The sequence below is a fragment of the Sphingobacterium humi genome (assembly GCF_009768885.1).
Lineage (GTDB): Bacteria > Bacteroidota > Bacteroidia > Sphingobacteriales > Sphingobacteriaceae > Sphingobacterium > Sphingobacterium humi.
Genome location: NZ_WSQA01000009.1, coordinates 31,402 through 47,861, shown reverse-complemented (window position 1 = coordinate 47,861; position 16,460 = coordinate 31,402). Strand labels below are relative to the sequence as shown.

Genomic DNA, 16,460 nt, shown 5'->3' with positions numbered 1-16,460 from the left:
AAAGAGTACATTAGTAAACGTTTTCTTTGTTGAAAATTAAATGATTATGAAGACAAAGTTATTCTCAATTTTAGCAGCTGGCGTGTTTGCCCTTAGCGCATGTTCAACAGATGATCCGACTGTAGGTCCAATCCAAAAAGGAGAAAAAGAATTAATTGGTAAGATCTCCAAAGACATGGTCTTAGATGCTAATGTAGAGTACACAATGACAGGTACGGTAATTGTAGAAAAGGGTGCTACCTTAAAGATTCCTGCTGGAACAACGATTAAAGCAAAAGATGGCGGTACATCGGTTTATTTATTGGTGGAACAAGGTGCAAAAATTGATGCACAAGGTACAGCTGACAAACCTATCGTATTTACTTCAAGTGCAGCAGCACCTAAAGAAGGTGATTGGGGTGGTATCATTATCAACGGTTATGCGCCAATCTCTAGTGACGAAAAAACCCTGACTTGGGGAACAGAAATTAACACATCCGTATTATACGGTGGTGATAAACCTAGCGATAACTCTGGTATCTTAAACTTCGTGAAAATCGCTTACACTGGTGCTCGTATCGATGGTAGCAAAGAGCATAACGGCTTAACGTTAAATGCTGTTGGAAATGGTACCAAAATCAGCAACATCTATTTAACTTACGGTGCTGATGACGCGATCGAATTTTTCGGTGGAACGGTAAATGTAGACAACATCTTAGTGGTAAACTGTTCTGATGATATGTTCGACTTTACTCAAGGTTACACCGGTAAAATCACCAATGCTTACGGTATCCGTGAAAAAGGCTACTCAGATGCTACCGATGATCCACGTGGAATTGAAGCTGATGGAAACATGGACGGTAAAAACCCAAGCTTTAAACTACAGTCTCACTTCACCATCGATGGCTTAACCATCATCAACAATGCGGCTGCTGTAGGTTCAAGATCGATGATGACTGAAGTTGTTAAAATCAGAAGAAAAGCAAAAGGAACCATCACCAACGCTTACTTCAAATTCGGTGAAGGAACAAGCCTTCCGAATTCATTGATCGACTTAAGCGGAAGCAAACCAGAAGATACTGGCGATGCTGCTACAACCATTGCTTACACAGTAGATGCTGCTAACGGTTTAGATAAAGCGCCTGTGAAATTAAACGGTGCAGAAGGCATTAAAGCACAAGCTGGCTTAAAAGGTGCTAACACCGCTGCATTCAGCTGGACAGCTTACAAATTCTAAGCAAAAAAGCGTTAAACATATTAACCATAGTACATAGGAAGGCCCCCAAATTGGGGGCTTTTTTGTGCTTATAGCCTAGCCTTCTTTTTACGAGTTCTGCAAAGGATAGCTCCCTATTCCTTCCGACCTTCTACCTACTTCCGCTTTTATAGCCCCTTTTCAGATCCCTTTCACTCCCCTTTCACACCCGTATCAATCCCCTTTGCAATAAGGTTTCATAGGGCATAGAAAAAGGTGTGCATAGCGGGAACAAGCTGTCATATCCTGCGCAGATTCATCGGTATTTACCAAAAGCGCCCGGCATAGGTTGCTATGCCGGGCGCTGGTATAAGGAGGAAGTTAAACCCTAAGGATGCTCTACCTTGGTAGTGGTTTCGTGTTTATGACGGAATAAGATGGCGAACAGCACCGCAATAATCAGCGTATAAATAGCGAAGGCAATCCAGATGTGGCGCCAATCTTTTAAATGGATGGCTTGATCGAAGAGGCCATTGCTTACTTGCACGCCTCTGGAGGCGATAAAGTTTAACAAGGAGCTGTTATCACTGCTGGTATCCAAGAAGCTGGCTAAGCTGCTGCTATCGGTAAAAGAAAGGGTATAATACTTATCGATTACCCATCCCGAAACGCGGGAGCCTAAAACCGCACCAAATCCATTGGTCATCATCATAAATAGACCCTGCGCCGATGAGCGGATCTGGTTGTTGGTGGTGGTTTCCACAAAAAGGGAACCTGAGATGTTGAAAAAGTCGAAGGCCATCCCGTAAACAATACAGGAAAGGATAATCATCCATAAGCCGGAGGAAGGGTCGCCATAGGCGAAAAGCCCGAAGCGCAGCACCCAAGCCACCATGGCAATCAGCATCACCTGCTTAATGCCGAAGCGTTTCAGGAAGAAGGGGATCGCCAGGATAAAGAGGGTTTCCGAGATCTGGGAAATTGACATAATAATGGTCGAGTATTTCACCACAATCGAGTCGGCATATTTCGGGAAGAATTTAAACTCATCTAAAAAGACATCGCCGTAGGCATTCGTCAACTGAAGAGCCGCCCCCAAAAACATGGAAAAGATAAAGAACAAGGCCATTTTATAGTTGGCAAACAACTTAAAGGCTTCCAGGCCTAAGAGTTGTGCGAGGCTTGCATTTTCTTTCGTATGGTGTTGCGGTGGGCATTTCGGGAGGTTGAAGATGGAATAAATACCTAAGAGGATCGATCCGGCGGCGGCAATATAAAACTGCCCTTCGGTGGCTTTGCTGCCACTGAGGTTCGTGATCCACATGGCGGCAATAAAACCTACTGTGCCCCATACCCGAATGGGAGGGAAGGCCTTTATCAGGTCGTAGTTGCCTTGTGTCAGTGCGGAATAAGCGATGGAGTTCGACAGGGCCAGGGTAGGCATGTAACAGCACATGGCCAACAGAATGACGGTGAAGAAGCTACCCGGGTCTTGCACCTGGGCCAGGTAAATCATGCAGATGGCGTAGAGGAAATGCAAGCCGACGTATAGTTTTTCGGCATTGACCCAGCGGTCGGCAATAATTCCCATGAGGGTAGGCATAAATAAAGAGGCGATTCCCATGGTAGAGAAGATTGCGCCAAATTGTGTTCCATCCCATTGTTTAGTGCCGAACCAATAGTTGGCAATGGTGATTAACCATGCTCCCCAGACAAAAAACTGCAGGAAGTTCATCATAGTTAACCGAAGTTTGATAGACATGCGTATAGATGAGATTTGGTAAAAAGCTTGACTTAGGATTTTCTTTTCTCAATTTCATCCCTGATTTTGGCCGCCGTTTCGTATTGTTCGTTTTCTATGGCTTTTTCCAGGGTTTTCTCTAATTGCTCCATGGTTAGGGAAGCATATGGGGATGGTTTATTCTTTTGGGGTTCTTTTTTCTCGGCCGGGGTTTCTTTTTCAGCAGCCGGGGTTTCGGTCTGTTTGTAAGCGCCCACATTTTCGATGTTTTCCAAAAAGGCGAAATCGTTACCCTCAATCACGATACCGGCGGTATTCATGATAAAGTCGTAGGTATAGATGGGGCTTTCAAAGCGCACGGCCAGGGCAACGGCGTCGGAAGTACGGGCGTCAATTTCCACGGTTTTCGTGCCATCGTTGCAGATAAGCTTGGCGAAGAAAATGCCGTCAACCAGGTTATAGATCAATACTTCTTCCAATTTTATGGTAAACGTATCGGCAAATGCTTTGAACAAATCATGGGTTAATGGCCTACTAGGGGTCATTTTTTCAATCTCCACCGCAATAGATTGGGCTTCGAATCCTCCAATAATAACGGGTAACCGTCGGTTGCCTGCTACCTCTCCCAGCACTAATGCATAGGCTCCTGATTGCGTTTGGCTATAGGATAGGCCTACGATATCTAACTTGATTTTCTTCATCTACAACTCGTTAATGGAAATACAAAGATGCTAATATTCAACCCAAAAAAAAAGTGACCTTGTTAATTTTAACCAAGGCCACCCGTTCATTGTTTAGTTTAGTCTAGTTGTTTTTTAAGTTTCTGATGGCTTCGGTAAGCTTCGGTACCACTTCGAAAGCATCGCCTACGATTCCGTAATCGGCTACTTTAAAGAATGGTGCTTCCGGATCTTTGTTGATCACCACAATGGTTTTGGAAGAACTTACCCCTGCCAAATGTTGAATGGCACCAGAAATGCCAATGGCGATATACAAGTTCGGGCTCACGACAATTCCAGTTTGTCCTACGTGCTCCGAGTGCGGACGCCAACCCGCGTCAGAAACTGGTTTCGAGCAGGCAGTAGCAGCGCCAAGCACGTCTGCAAGCTCTTCTACCATGGCCCAGTTTTCTGGTCCTTTTAATCCACGTCCGGCAGAAACAACGATTTCAGCCTCCGGAAGGGAGATTTTATCTGTGGCACGCACAATTTCCTTCAACACAACAGAGAGGTCGTTGGCATTTACATCGGCTGTAAATGGAACAATCTCAGCGCTTGCAGGAGATTCTTTCAATTCATAGGCATTCGGGCTCAAGGAAATTACTTTCACTGGGGAACTGATAATTTCCGTTGCAAATGCTTTGTTGGAGAAGGCTGTCTTTTTCACCTCCATATCGTTGCCATTCCAGCTTGGTAGGCTGATTGCGCCATCGGCTAGGCCGGCATCTAATTTTGCGGCTACACGTGGAGCCAGGCCTTTTCCGCTGAAGGAATTGGAAAGCACCACCACGGAAGCTTGCTCTTGTTTGGCTGCTGCAGCAATAATAGCTGCATAGGCTTTATTAACAAACTGCTTTAAGTTTGCTTGACTGGCGTTTAATACCTTCGTTACTCCGTATTTACCCAGCTTCTGAAGCTCTGCATCGGCTACATCGCCAATGGAAAGGGCTACCAGGGTATCTCCTTTTTGATCAGCAATGGCTTTGGCATAAGCCGCAGCTTCGAATGCTGATTTCTTTAAACCGCCATCTGTATTTTCTATATATACTAAAATTGCCATGTTTTCTTAAGCTTAAAATGATTAGATAACTTTTGCTTCGCCGTGTAGTAACTGCACCAATTGATCTACATCGTCTACCAATTTTACGGCGCCGCGGGCTGCTGGGCTTTCATAGCGTGCAATGCTCGCTAATACCGGCACCTCAATAGGTTCCACGACCTGCAAAGGTTTAGAACGGGCACCCATGATGCCACGCATGTTCGGGATCTTAGGTTCTGCCACACCTTCGGCAGTTCCTACAACCACAGGTAAGGATACGGAAAGTACTTCTTTACCGCCTTCAATCTCGCGGTCGATGTTGGCTTCATTGCCTTCAATAACCAATTTCTTGGCAATGGATACCGAAGGAAGATCCAGCAACTCGCCCAATAAGGCTGCTACTTGTGCACCGTTATAATCGATAGACTCACGACCGGTTAAAATCAGGTCGAAGCCTTGTCCTTTTGCGTAATTGGCAATCTGATTGGCCACAAACCAAGCATCACGAGGTTGGGCATTTACACGTACAGCATCGTCAGCACCAATAGCCAAGGCCTTACGGATGGTAGGCTCGGTGGCTGCATCGCCAACGTTGATCACCGTTACGGTGCCTTTGCCGCCTTCCGCCAGTTCTACAGCTTTCGCTAAGGCAATCTCATCGTAAGGGTTGATTATATATTGGATACCGGCGGTGTTAAATACCGTGTTATCATTGGTAAAGGTTATTTTCGATGTCGTATCAGGGACATTACTTATACATACTAATATCTTCATAACTCTAGCGTTTTACACAAACCTACATTTTTTATCTATCGTTTCAAAGCCAGTTTCCCGTAAATGGGTGGGTATATCAAGATAGGTTATTCTGTGAAATTTGCAAAAATGTATGGCTTAATTTGATAATTGTATAGTTTTATCCAGCTATTTCCTAAGAAAATTAAGAGAATGGCAGTGGTTTGGCTTTAATTTTCAATTGTCATCGAAATGTCAATTCTATGCTAGCATAGTAAATTATTGATTTTTTACAATCGGAAGAGGAATAGGGAATATTTGTATTTTTGCGTATGGAAAATCGATTGGCTCAACTGGAAGCATTTTTAGCGGAGAATCCGCAGGACCCTTTTTTGAAATACGCGGTAACCATGGAGCACCTCAAATTGGGGAATGATGCCTTGGCGCGTGCCGGTTTTGAAGATCTGCTGGGGCAGCATGCTGATTATGTGGGTACCTACTACCATTTCGGGAAGTTTTTGGAAAGCAAACAGGAAACCGAACAGGCTATTGCCGTCTATGAAAAAGGAATCGCGATGGCGCAGCAAAAACGTAATTTCCATGCTCTAGGTGAACTGCGGGGAGCCTTGATGGCCGCCAATGGTTTTGATGAGGACGATGAATAATGTTAAATTTTTCTAAATTTCCAATTGTGGTACTTTTTTTGTCTTTTGTAGGTAAGGCTAAGATTTATGCAAAAGTTATCTTACATATTGGTTGTTCTCATTGGAGTGATATTCGCTTTTAGTTGTATAAACAACAAAAAGAATGTCAACCAATTGCTTGCGACGGAAGATAATGCCTTAAAGGGAATTGGCCTGCTCGGAACCTACGAAGGAAACCTGCCTTGCGCAGATTGTAGTATGATTAGTACATTGCTAAGCCTCGATAAAAATAAACAATACCACCTGCGTTATATTTATGTGGGAAAGAGTGAGGAGGTGTTTGAACGCCGGGGAAATTGGTCGGTAAACAAAGGGATTTTAACCTTGGAAAACGTCGATTATAATTATAAGATTATGGATAATCAGCTGAATCAGCTAGATCTCTCGGGCAAAGAAATTAAAGGAGAACTGGCGGAGAAATATACGCTGATGAAGATAAAATAATAGGAAAAGGATAGATTGTAAAAGGGCGTGAATTTCACGCCCTTTTGTTATTTACTGCAAATTTCTTTCAGTACTTGAACGACGTAGTCGATCTCTTCTTTCGTGTTGTATTTGGAAAAGGAGAACCGTACGGACGGTCTTTTCGGATCGGCACCGATGCCACGTAATACATGAGATCCGATATCAGAGCCTGAGCTACAAGCCGAACCGCCGGAGGCTGAAACGCCTTTGATATCCAGGTTGAATAACAGCATATCGCCCATATCTGTGCAAGGTAAAGATACGTTCAATACGGTGTATAAGGACTTGCTGGCTTCCGTCTCGCCATTAAAACTTACTTCCGGGATATGGATCAGCAATTGTTCTTTCATATAATCTTTTAACGACTGTATATACTGCTGGTGTTCCTCCATTTCGGCATAGGCAAGCTCCATGGCTTTCGCAAGGCCTACAATGCCGTAAACATTTTCGGTTCCACCACGCATATTGCGTTCCTGTGCTCCCCCATAAATTAAAGGTTTGATTTTGTTTCGGCTGTTGATGTATAAGAAACCAACGCCTTTCGGACCGTGGAATTTATGGGCGGCAGCCGTAATGAAATCTATTTTTAATTGGGTTAAATCGTGTACATAGTGCCCCATGGTTTGCACGGTATCCGAATGGAATATCGCATTATATTGTTCGCAAAGCTCGCCAATACGCTTGATGTCGGTAATATTTCCTAACTCGTTATTGGCATGCATCACCGATACAAAGCTGCGCGGGTTCTGCTGTAATAAAGTTTCTAGGTGTGCTAAGTCTACATTACCTTTGCTGTCTAAGCGTAGGAAATCAAGTTTTATCTGCCCATTTTTCTCCAATTCCTCGAGCGTATGCAATACGGCATGGTGCTCAATAGGCGTAGAGATGGCATGGCTAATGCCATAAGCCTCAATGGCGCGTACAATGGCCATATTATCCGCTTCCGTTCCGCCTGAAGTGAAAAAGATCTCGGCAGGAGAGGCGTTCAATAATTTGGCGACTGTTCTTCTAGCCTTTTCCACGATGGTTTTGGTCTCTCGCCCATGCGCATGGATGGAAGAGGGGTTCCCAAAGGTATCGTTCATGGCTTGTACCATAACCTCGATAACGGCTTTGTCTAAAGCTGTGGTTGCGGCATTATCAAAATATACTTGCATGGCGGCAAATTTAATCAATCAGGATGAAAAACGTTGGATTAATTGCGTTTTCTGACAATCAGTAAAGCAATGGATATCAGACCCGTGACGAAGCTGAGGTACACCAGGATGTCGCCATAACGGGTATAAACTGTAAGCTCTTCGTTCAAGTTAATTTCTTGCGATAAGGCTGTCGGAACCCACCAGGATGATTTCTGGACGATATCCCCCCGCTGATTGATAAAGGCGGATATGCCTGTATTCGCAGAGCGTACGACCCATCTTCGGTTCTCAATGGCCCGTAGCTTGGCATACAAGAGATGCTGGTCTTTCCCGGAGGTATCTCCCCACCAGCCATCGTTGGTGATGACGGCAATAAACTGTGCCCCCATTTTTACATACTCTGCAACGTAATTTCCCCAGATAGATTCGTAGCAGATTACCGGGGCTGCGCCAATACCGCTAGCCGAATAAAATACAGACGGTTTTTCCTGGCTGCCATAGCCTCCCGTGGTGCCACCAAAGTGTGCAAAGAAGGGTTTTAAGACCGCCAGTGCTGATCCAAAGGGCATAAGCTCCGCTCCAGGTACCAGTTTGGACTTATGATAGAACTGCAGCTTGCTGCTGCCATCGACTAATACCCCGGCATTAAAGCTATCATAAAACATATTGCCCAAGGGCTTGGCAGTAGGCGTGCGCTGATCGGAGTAGATCGTATAGCTTTCAATTCCGGAAAGCACATTACCGTTGTGATAGGGTTCCAGGAACTCCAATACTTTCTTGTACTGCGGATACTCGCGGAATTCTTCCTCATTGATGCCGCGGCTATCGGAGATGGCTGTTTCGGGCCAGATAAAGAATTCGGTGTTTAATTTGGCTACCTTCTGCGAGAGGGTCGTGAGGATGTTGAGCTGCTCCTCGGGTGTAATGGATCCCCACTTACCAAAAGGATCGATATTGGGCTGCACAGTCACGATTTCCGAAGGATTCACATGCTCTTCATACTGGCTATACCAGATGATGGATCCCAGGCTTGGTATCAAGACTAACGCGGCAGCAGTACCCATTAATATCCGGTTATCATAGGCGGCAACCTTGTTTTTCATTTGCCAGTATAGCAGGAAAAAGCAAATATTGCAGAGCCAGATCCAAAGGGTTCCACCGTATACTCCGGTGATGCTATACCATTGCACTAGCTGATGCGAGTTTGCAAAACCGTTTCCTAAGGTCATCCATGGAAAGGATAGATCCCAGCTTTGGTGCAGATACTCGTAGGCTATCCAGAAGGAGGCTAGTCCCATGAAGCTAATGAGAATGTTGTTCTTCTTCCGCATTTGGTAATACAAGCGGAAGGCACAGGCCATCAATAGCGGTGCGAGTGTATAAGGAATCAGGGAAATTAGGAACGATGGTAGGGCGTCTAAAAAGGCATTCATGGCATTGTATACCCAATAGATGGATGCCGTATTCCAGATGACCCCCGTTAAGAAGGCTAAGGCAAATACCTTGCGACCTTTATTCTTATAATTACCGCGGAGGGTTTGCTCTACAGCAACCAAGAAAGGCACAAAGGCTACCAGCAATAGGATGGCAGAATAGGGTATAGGTGGCCAGGCTAGCCACAGTAGAAACGCACTGAGGATGGCTAACAGGTAGTTTGATTTCATGAAATTACAGTTTGCTTAAGATCTCCGCTTTCTTTGTTTCGTATTCGGCTTGCGTAATCAATTGTTTGTCGTATAGGCTTTTTAGCTTTTTCAACTTCGCGGTAATTTCGTCTTCGGCTTCCTCTTCTACAGGCTTTGGAGCCGGCGGAGTAGGCTGGGTGAAGTGATTGGTCTGCGGCCGTTGAAAGCTTTCGTTGATGGTAGGAGTAGGCTGAGGGCGTTCTTCTTTTGGCACTTCCACAGGTGCTGGCGGCACAAAAGGCTTCGGCTCCGGGGCTCTTTCTACCGGTGCTGGAGGCGTATAGACAGGTTTGTTCTCAATTATGATCTTGCTTTCCTTGGCTTCAGGCTTTTGTGTTTGCAAGTTATCAAGCGCTGCTTTAATAAGCTGGTATAACTTACGAGCCTGTGTTTTCGGGATGTAATCTATGGTTAAGTTCTCCCCAGTGAACGGGATTACCGTCACTTTTGACCCGAAGATCTCTTCTTTGAAGGCGATATCCTTGATATCCTGCCAGGCGAAGATCTCGAAGTTCGTGGCCAGTCCTAATTTGGTGAACTCGCAAAGAAATAACCTTTTGTTACTTACGGTAATACTATCGGGTAATAAGGTTACGGCTGGCTTCTTCTGCAAAGCGATATAATTGATGGACTCGCCGGGAGTCAGCATGTCTAAGATCTTCGCGTGGATCTTTTCTACAACCTTGGCGTCCTGTCCGTCCTGGATATACTTGTCTAATTGATAATTTTCCATGGATTCCATATTTAATGTATTCTGAATTCGATGTTTCTTTATTCGGCACCTGCTACACAGCAAACAAACTCGCCCTTGATCGGGTTTTGTTCGAAATGCTGTTTTACCTCGGCTAAGCTGCCTCTTACGGTTTCTTCATAGAGTTTGCTGATTTCCCGGGAAAAGGAAGCCTGACGTTCTTCGCCAAAGACCAGGATAAACTCGTCGATGGTTTTTAAGATGCGATGCGGTGATTCGTAGAAAATCATGGTGCGTTTTTCGTCGGCTAGGCTTTTTAATCGGGTTTGGCGTCCCTTTTTTACAGGAAGGAATCCTTCGAAGCAAAAGCGATCGTTGGGCAGTCCGGAGTTTACCAAAGCGGGAACAAAGGCCGTAGCGCCCGGAAGACATTGCACTTCCAAGCCTTCTTTGATGGTTTCCCGCACTAAAAGGAAGCCGGGGTCGGAGATAGCCGGTGTGCCGGCATCCGATATCAAGGCAATCTGTTGGCCTTCCTTCATGAATCGGATAATCTCTGCAACGGCTTTATGTTCGTTATGTTGATGATGTGCAAACACCTTTTTCTCGATGCCAAAGTGCTTTAGCAAAGGGGCACTGGTGCGGGTGTCCTCGGCGAGAATGATATCGACCTGTTTTAACGTATTGATAGCCCTGAAAGTCATATCTTCCAAGTTTCCAATGGGTGTAGGGACTATATATAACATAGGTCAAAGATAAGGAATAATGCGGGAGAAAAAGGGGCTGCAGAAAATGTTTATGAGTGGCAGGATGTTATTCTGCCACTTCTTCATAATCCGCGGTGCGGGGGATCTTTTCCAGAATGGGTAGCCATTCTTCTGGGACATGGGTAAGTTTTCGAGCCACAATGTCCATCCATGCGCCATCAACTACAACGAGTGCGGCACGGACGCCGTTTTCCTTAAATATTTCATGTCGGAAGGAAAAGCGAGCGTTTTTCTTGTTGTACTTACTGATTTCTACAGTGACTTTGACACGCTCGTCCAATCCGATTTCCTTAAAATAGCTCAGTTCTTCCCGGAATAGTATCGGTCCGATTTTCTTTTTGGAAAATTCTTTTAGGGATAGCCCCATTTGATTGAGCATATTACTGCGTGCCTGCGCACAGAAGTCAGCATAGGCTGAATGCCGAACATGCATATTCGCATCAATTTGAGACCACAACACTTGTCCTTCGTAAAACACGTTACTTTCCATCATATATTTTCCTGTTTTTCCTAAAAATAGGAAAAGTATCAGTCTCCATCAATTTTAATTATTACGGACACAACGAATTGGAGCAGCAGTATTACCTGATGCGTTTGCGGCGGTAAGAGTTAAAGTAGTGGACCAATTAGAAGTTCTAAATCGTAAGCTAAAATACCGATTGTTCGTATTGGTTCTATAAAAGCCTCGATCACCTAGTTGAGCTTGCGTGCCAAATACTGTATTTCCGCCTTCATAATTAAAGTATAATAATGCTCCAGAAGCATTTCTATAGCCTAGTACGGTAAATATTAAGTGTCTATTTCGATATTGAGGCATTCCGACTTGTGAAGCGTTATCCCAAGTTATATACCAACCTTCATTCGCCGTTTGATTTCTGCGGATGACAGTTGGATTAGATGAGTCAATTAAAGCAGTAACTTCACTAACTGTAGGCAGTCGCCATGTATTAGTTGGGAAAACGAGTTTGCAAGGATCAGCACTGGCGTTATAGGTAGCATTCGGTGTATTTCCACCATACCAATAATCAGTACTTAGGAAGTTGCTGATGCCTCCATTTATATTACGAATATGGGGGCTGTCATATCTAAAACGGTATTGGTTTCGATCAATAGAAGGTTCGTAATAGAGGTTACCGCGGGCCCATTCGGCTGATCCCCGTTGTACTGCGTGCTCCACTAATTGTAAACTTGCTGTATACTTCTTTCCGGGATTTGCTTGGAAGGTCGGGAAAGTAAATTCTACCGCAGGTAAATCCCGGGACTGAGGAGAGCTGGTATTCGGTGCTGCATCATTGATGCGTTGTGATATTAATTTCAATAAATCGAGGGAGATATTAAGTGTTGTGGTTTGGTTTCCGGATGTAGCGGTATGGAAATCATGGTATTTTACCCATTTGAGGGGAATAGTATCGCTGATAACGTTATTCCAATCGGGTAAATTTAGGGCAGAGGCATTCAAGATTTGTGTGTAGTTTCCTGTTTTCAAGGATAATACGCCACGTTTCAATCCCGCTGCTGTCGATTTTACCGTTGCACTTACCTGATCTATCTCTGCGAATGTTCCCCTCGCGTTTACCTCCATCCTGATGAGGGCTGTTTTCCGGGTAAAGAGGACGGCAATTGGATTGGCCGCATCCACTTCATCGGATGTCTGCACCAATCCTGTCGCATATAGCAAGTCTTGAGCGCCATTAACCCCATTATCTGTGGTCGGAATGGTAGGGTTATTGCCAGTAACCGCCGCGATGCTTGCGCTTCGGTTATAGGAATAGGCCACCCCTCGGTATTGTTTATTACGATAGACAGGAACCTTTAGCGTGCTGCCAATGGTTCCCAAGCCTTGGTTAACGAGCGTGGTGGGATTTCCTCCTGCGTCAGTGTCAAAAATAACCAGACGGTAGGTTTTTCCGGGTTCCATGGGGATGTTGGCGGCTTTTTTAGTGGCTATTCCTGGCTTTCCAATGCGTTGTTTAACCCTATGATTAGCGGGTTCTACACCCATAGTTTCTTCGGTTAATTGCATCTGCATATCCAGTCCATTCCATTTTATGATATTTGAAGTGAACTGTTGTGGCCTGTTTTGGGTTTGACTTTGCAATCCCGATGGCTTTATCGTCGCTTTTTCCGATTTACCTTGGTTAATATCGCTGTATTCTTCTGTATCAGAAAAACCACCTACGGTGAAGGTGAGGTTTTCAGGTTCGCTTATTTCTTCTACTTTGGGTGTTTTTGTACAAGATTGTATAGAAAGTAGGAGGGAAAAACACAGGTATAGCCCGGTTCTTCCCTTGAATGGAATTGATGTAAACATAATTTTTGTCCTCCTTAATGCTGTCCTTGGGCTTTTTAGAAATCCATTTTTAAGGTTGAGCCCTGTTCTTCCTCCCAATCTGTTACTAATGGGGCCTCTGAAGGGGATGCCTCAGAGCTGATAAAAGTCGACGTGGCTGCAATACAAGCTTCCATTTCAATGGTGATCACTGTGATGAGTGGTGACTGGTATTTCATTTTCTGTGCAATTCCTCCTTTTGTATACCTAGTTTTAGCCATAGTTTACTCCTTAGTTTAATCATGGTTCAGTTTGATGTGTTTTAATTTTAAAGTGTAATTGTTAGTTTAAATAATAGCATACAAATCTATTGTATTAATGTTTGTTTAAAAAATCAAGTTTCTCTATGAGGTATAGTTTACAATTGTAAATTGAGTATTTTGATAGTTAAAAATATATCTTAACTAAGGCTTGTGATTAGGTTGAATTATTAAAAACTGCCTTTTTGTTTCTGTTACGCTATAAATTGATAATATAGCTTGGAAAGCTCAGGAAAATAGTAGACTAGTGTACTTAATATACTTAAGTTACTAGAAAAAATATTTCAATTGTAACAGTTTAGAATGATTATAAACAAAAAAAAGGACAATTCATCGAACTGTCCTTTACAAAATCTTTATTGCACTGCTTATAAGGGTGATGCGAGTTTCATTAAGATGGCCGTCAGCCAGCCGGCATAGGTGCCGATGGCGTAACTAAATACCGATAAAATAACCCCTACCGATATTAAGGAAGGGTGGAAGGCGGCTGCAGTAACCGAAGCCGAAGCTACCCCGCCCACATTGGCCATACTGCCCACTCCGAAGTAGAAGAAAGGCACTTTGAATATTTTCCCCACAATAAGGAGCAGGAGGGCATGGAAAGAAATCCATAAAATACCTACAATAAACAGCCCTGGGTTTCCTAAAATAGCCAGAATGTTCATCTGCATCCCGATGGTAGTAATTAATACATATAATAATACGGTTCCCACTTTTGAGGCACCGGCATATTCTAATTTTTTAGCCGGGCTAAAGGATAGGCAAATGCCGATAATGGTGGATATCAAAACGATCCAGAAGAAGTCGCTGGTTAGGGAGAAGGTCTCCAAATGCGGGTAGTTCTGTTTCATAAAGGCCGCAAGGGGTTCGGCAATTAAGGTTGCCAAGCCGGTTCCGCCGAAAGCTATGGCCAGCATCAGCATTAAATCCTTGGTTTCCGGAATTCGGCTGTTCAATTTTACTTTTTCGTCCATCTTGGCCTTCAAATGTTCCACATCACTGGCATCGGCTTTAAAAAACTTGTTAAAGGCATCCGCTTTGCTAGCGCCATATAATAGGAAGGCCATCCAGATGTAGGCCACAAATACGTCAACAGCAATGATGGAGGAAAATAGGTTTGGGGAAGGTTGCAGAATCTCCTTTAAGGCCACCTGGTTGGCCGATCCGCCGATCCATGATCCGGCCAAGGCACCCAGTCCACGCCAAACTTCATCGGGGCCAGCGCCACCCACCACGTCAGGGGCTACCATGGACGTGAGGTAAACGGCGATAGGGCCACCTAGAATGATCCCTATTGTTCCGGTGATAAACATTAATCCCGCTCTTTTGCGCAAGGCCCACATTTCCTTTAAATCCAAGTTTACAATGAACAAGATCAAACAGGCCGGCAGCAGGTATCGGCTACCTACCGAAGTAAGGGGCGAGTTTTCACCATCAATAATATGGAAGGAATTGAGCAAGCCCGGCAAGAAATAGCAGAGCAATAAAGGGGGGATAATATTGTAAAAGCCTTTCACGTATTTATTGGAAAGACTAGAGGTGTAGAATACCAATCCTAATATCAACATCAGCAAGCCGAGTACTACGGTAGTGTTCGATATCAATGGTGTTACATCAGGGGTAGAAATTTGCATAAATTTGTAATAATTGTTACTTTGCTGTGAAATTAGATATTTATTACAGTATTTATTCAAAAAATCTAAAAATTGATTCACTAATCAACTTCGACTTAAATTTATCATAATGGACCGTAGAAATTTTCTTAAGAGTAGCGGTGTGCTACTTGGAACCTCTACCTTGGACCTTCCAACCCCAAGTTTTGAAAAAAAGAAAAAAATAAAAGTAGGACTTGTCGGATGCGGTGGCCGAGGAACCGGCGCTGCCTTTCAGGCCTTACAAGCTGATCCCGATGTGGAGCTTGTTGCCCTAGCCGATATTTTCCCTGATCAAATTGAAACCGCACTTTCCGCCTTAAAAGAAGGCCATAAAGAGAAGGTTAATGTCGCAGAAAACCGTAAATATGTAGGTTTTGATGCGTATAAAAAATTAATCAATAGCGACGTTGATGTGGTGCTATTGGCATCGCCGCCATGTTTCCGTCCGGACCATTTGGCGGAAGCCGTAAAAAAGGGAAGGCATATTTTCTGTGAGAAACCGATGGCAGTTGATATCCCTGGCGTACATTCTGTACGCGAAAGTGTGAAGATTGCCAAAGATAAAAAGCTTAATCTGGTGGCAGGCTTCTGCTTCCGTTATGCCACGCCGAATCGGGAGCTTGCTAAGCGTATTCATGCCGGCGATATTGGCGATATCTATGCCCTCAGTACCTTCCGCTTGGGTGGTGAACTCACCGAGAAGGTGCGCCAGCCCAACTGGAGCGATTTGGAATACCAACTTCGTAACTGGTTCTTTTACCAACGTTACTCCGGTGATATTATCGTGGAACAAACGGTACACAGCTTAGACTTTATGTCCTGGATGTTAGGCGATCGCCTACCGACGAAAGTGTCCGGTACAGGAGGCCGTCAAAGTAAACCTTGGGATAAATTTGGGAATGTATTCGACCACTTTGCCGTGGAGTTAGACTATGGCGATGGCGTTAAAGGTTTCCATTTTGGCCGCCAGCAGAACGGTACCCAACCGCGAAATTCAGTAGAAGCAAAAGGTACCAAAGGCGATATGCAGGTGAGTATCCTGAGCAGCTATGCCATCAATGGCCAGAACCCTTGGAAATTTGAAGGCAGACCGAACAATATGTACCAAACGCAGCACGACGAGCTCTTTGCAGCCATCCGCAATAAAGAGATCATCAATAACGGCGATTTCATGGCCGATTCTACCTTATTGGCTATTTGGGCGCGCGAAGCAGCCTACACCGGCAAGGTAATCAGCATGGATGAAATTATTAATTCTACAAAAACCTATGGGCCAAAATCCGATGGTTACAGTTGGGAAATGGAAATTGATAAAGCCTTGATTCCAAGGCCAGGACATAACGGATAAGAAGACAGTTTT

General features: G+C 44.3%; 16 protein-coding genes. 4 read left to right on the top strand and 12 right to left on the bottom strand.

What is annotated here, in order from left to right; genetic code table 11:
* Nucleotides 1–46: 46 nt before the first annotated feature.
* Complete coding sequence (locus GQF63_RS12550; protein ID WP_160369580.1) at nucleotides 47–1,216, top strand: hypothetical protein; 1,170 nt, start codon at nucleotides 47–49, stop codon at nucleotides 1,214–1,216.
* Nucleotides 1,217–1,562: 346 nt separating this feature from the next.
* On the opposite strand, the gene GQF63_RS12545 is transcribed toward GQF63_RS12550, so the two are convergent.
* The 4 genes from GQF63_RS12545 to GQF63_RS12530 form a co-directional block, all read right to left on the bottom strand.
* A complete protein-coding gene (locus GQF63_RS12545; RefSeq protein WP_160369579.1) occupies nucleotides 1,563–2,936 on the bottom strand; it encodes a nucleoside permease in 1,374 nt (457 codons plus the stop codon).
* Between the two features lie 32 nt (nucleotides 2,937–2,968).
* On the bottom strand, nucleotides 2,969–3,616 hold the full coding sequence (locus tag GQF63_RS12540; RefSeq protein ID WP_160369578.1) for a bifunctional nuclease family protein: 648 nt from the start codon (nucleotides 3,614–3,616) through the stop codon (nucleotides 2,969–2,971).
* Nucleotides 3,617–3,719: 103 nt separating this feature from the next.
* Complete coding sequence (locus GQF63_RS12535; protein WP_160369577.1) at nucleotides 3,720–4,694, bottom strand: electron transfer flavoprotein subunit alpha/FixB family protein; 975 nt, start codon at nucleotides 4,692–4,694, stop codon at nucleotides 3,720–3,722.
* Nucleotides 4,695–4,715: 21 nt separating this feature from the next.
* Nucleotides 4,716–5,447, bottom strand: coding sequence for an electron transfer flavoprotein subunit beta/FixA family protein (locus GQF63_RS12530; protein ID WP_160369576.1), 732 nt, complete (start codon nucleotides 5,445–5,447; stop codon nucleotides 4,716–4,718).
* 290 nt (nucleotides 5,448–5,737) lie between these two features.
* Here GQF63_RS12530 and GQF63_RS12525 point away from each other — a divergent pair, with 290 nt between their 5' ends.
* A complete protein-coding gene (locus GQF63_RS12525; RefSeq protein ID WP_160369575.1) occupies nucleotides 5,738–6,070 on the top strand; it encodes a tetratricopeptide repeat protein in 333 nt (110 codons plus the stop codon).
* A 66-nt stretch (nucleotides 6,071–6,136) separates the two neighbouring features.
* Entirely contained in the window at nucleotides 6,137–6,553 is a 417-nt protein-coding gene (locus GQF63_RS12520) for a copper resistance protein NlpE (RefSeq protein WP_160369574.1), read from the top strand.
* A 47-nt stretch (nucleotides 6,554–6,600) separates the two neighbouring features.
* Here GQF63_RS12520 and GQF63_RS12515 read toward each other — a convergent pair whose 3' ends face one another.
* The 8 genes from GQF63_RS12515 to GQF63_RS12480 all read right to left on the bottom strand — a co-directional run bounded on the left by GQF63_RS12515 (nucleotide 6,601) and on the right by GQF63_RS12480 (nucleotide 15,079).
* Nucleotides 6,601–7,731: a cysteine desulfurase family protein gene (locus tag GQF63_RS12515; protein ID WP_160369573.1), complete on the bottom strand. Its 1,131-nt coding sequence runs from the start codon at nucleotides 7,729–7,731 to the stop codon at nucleotides 6,601–6,603.
* A gap of 38 nt (nucleotides 7,732–7,769) precedes the next feature.
* Nucleotides 7,770–9,377, bottom strand: a complete 1,608-nt coding sequence (lnt, locus tag GQF63_RS12510; protein WP_160369572.1) for an apolipoprotein N-acyltransferase — start codon at nucleotides 9,375–9,377, stop codon at nucleotides 7,770–7,772.
* Between the two features lie 4 nt (nucleotides 9,378–9,381).
* A complete protein-coding gene (locus tag GQF63_RS12505; protein ID WP_160369571.1) occupies nucleotides 9,382–10,131 on the bottom strand; it encodes a PH domain-containing protein in 750 nt (249 codons plus the stop codon).
* 38 nt (nucleotides 10,132–10,169) lie between these two features.
* Nucleotides 10,170–10,835, bottom strand: a complete 666-nt coding sequence (gene rsmI / locus GQF63_RS12500) for a 16S rRNA (cytidine(1402)-2'-O)-methyltransferase (RefSeq protein ID WP_160369570.1) — start codon at nucleotides 10,833–10,835, stop codon at nucleotides 10,170–10,172.
* A gap of 67 nt (nucleotides 10,836–10,902) precedes the next feature.
* Complete coding sequence (locus GQF63_RS12495; protein ID WP_212592568.1) at nucleotides 10,903–11,349, bottom strand: acyl-CoA thioesterase; 447 nt, start codon at nucleotides 11,347–11,349, stop codon at nucleotides 10,903–10,905.
* Nucleotides 11,350–11,400: 51 nt separating this feature from the next.
* Nucleotides 11,401–13,167: a hypothetical protein gene (locus tag GQF63_RS12490; RefSeq protein WP_160369569.1), complete on the bottom strand. Its 1,767-nt coding sequence runs from the start codon at nucleotides 13,165–13,167 to the stop codon at nucleotides 11,401–11,403.
* A gap of 35 nt (nucleotides 13,168–13,202) precedes the next feature.
* Complete coding sequence (locus tag GQF63_RS12485) at nucleotides 13,203–13,406, bottom strand: hypothetical protein (RefSeq protein ID WP_160369568.1); 204 nt, start codon at nucleotides 13,404–13,406, stop codon at nucleotides 13,203–13,205.
* A 407-nt stretch (nucleotides 13,407–13,813) separates the two neighbouring features.
* Nucleotides 13,814–15,079 carry a DUF819 family protein gene (locus GQF63_RS12480; RefSeq protein WP_160369567.1) on the bottom strand — a complete coding sequence of 422 codons (1,266 nt, stop codon included), beginning with the start codon at nucleotides 15,077–15,079 and terminating at the stop codon, nucleotides 13,814–13,816.
* 109 nt (nucleotides 15,080–15,188) lie between these two features.
* On the opposite strand from GQF63_RS12480, the gene GQF63_RS12475 reads away from it, so the two are divergent.
* Nucleotides 15,189–16,448 carry a Gfo/Idh/MocA family protein gene (locus GQF63_RS12475; RefSeq protein WP_160369566.1) on the top strand — a complete coding sequence of 420 codons (1,260 nt, stop codon included), beginning with the start codon at nucleotides 15,189–15,191 and terminating at the stop codon, nucleotides 16,446–16,448.
* The last annotated feature ends 12 nt before the right edge of the window (nucleotides 16,449–16,460 follow it).

Bases quoted from the DNA above. Each gene is read 5' to 3' on its own strand.
- GQF63_RS12505 (WP_160369571.1), bottom strand. From the start codon at position 10,131: ATGGAAAATTATCAATTAGACAAGTATATCCAGGACGGACAGGACGCC.
- GQF63_RS12490 (WP_160369569.1), bottom strand. From the start codon at position 13,167: ATGTTTACATCAATTCCATTCAAGGGAAGAACCGGGCTATACCTGTGT.
- GQF63_RS12475 (WP_160369566.1), top strand. From the start codon at position 15,189: ATGGACCGTAGAAATTTTCTTAAGAGTAGCGGTGTGCTACTTGGAACC.
- GQF63_RS12480 (WP_160369567.1), bottom strand. From the start codon at position 15,079: ATGCAAATTTCTACCCCTGATGTAACACCATTGATATCGAACACTACC.
- GQF63_RS12530 (WP_160369576.1), bottom strand. From the start codon at position 5,447: ATGAAGATATTAGTATGTATAAGTAATGTCCCTGATACGACATCGAAA.
- GQF63_RS12540 (WP_160369578.1), bottom strand. From the start codon at position 3,616: ATGAAGAAAATCAAGTTAGATATCGTAGGCCTATCCTATAGCCAAACG.
- GQF63_RS12545 (WP_160369579.1), bottom strand. From the start codon at position 2,936: ATGTCTATCAAACTTCGGTTAACTATGATGAACTTCCTGCAGTTTTTT.
- GQF63_RS12550 (WP_160369580.1), top strand. From the start codon at position 47: ATGAAGACAAAGTTATTCTCAATTTTAGCAGCTGGCGTGTTTGCCCTT.
- rsmI (WP_160369570.1), bottom strand. From the start codon at position 10,835: ATGTTATATATAGTCCCTACACCCATTGGAAACTTGGAAGATATGACT.
- GQF63_RS12525 (WP_160369575.1), top strand. From the start codon at position 5,738: ATGGAAAATCGATTGGCTCAACTGGAAGCATTTTTAGCGGAGAATCCG.
- GQF63_RS12495 (WP_212592568.1), bottom strand. From the start codon at position 11,349: ATGATGGAAAGTAACGTGTTTTACGAAGGACAAGTGTTGTGGTCTCAA.
- GQF63_RS12520 (WP_160369574.1), top strand. From the start codon at position 6,137: ATGCAAAAGTTATCTTACATATTGGTTGTTCTCATTGGAGTGATATTC.
- GQF63_RS12485 (WP_160369568.1), bottom strand. From the start codon at position 13,406: ATGGCTAAAACTAGGTATACAAAAGGAGGAATTGCACAGAAAATGAAA.
- GQF63_RS12535 (WP_160369577.1), bottom strand. From the start codon at position 4,694: ATGGCAATTTTAGTATATATAGAAAATACAGATGGCGGTTTAAAGAAA.
- GQF63_RS12515 (WP_160369573.1), bottom strand. From the start codon at position 7,731: ATGCAAGTATATTTTGATAATGCCGCAACCACAGCTTTAGACAAAGCC.
- lnt (WP_160369572.1), bottom strand. From the start codon at position 9,377: ATGAAATCAAACTACCTGTTAGCCATCCTCAGTGCGTTTCTACTGTGG.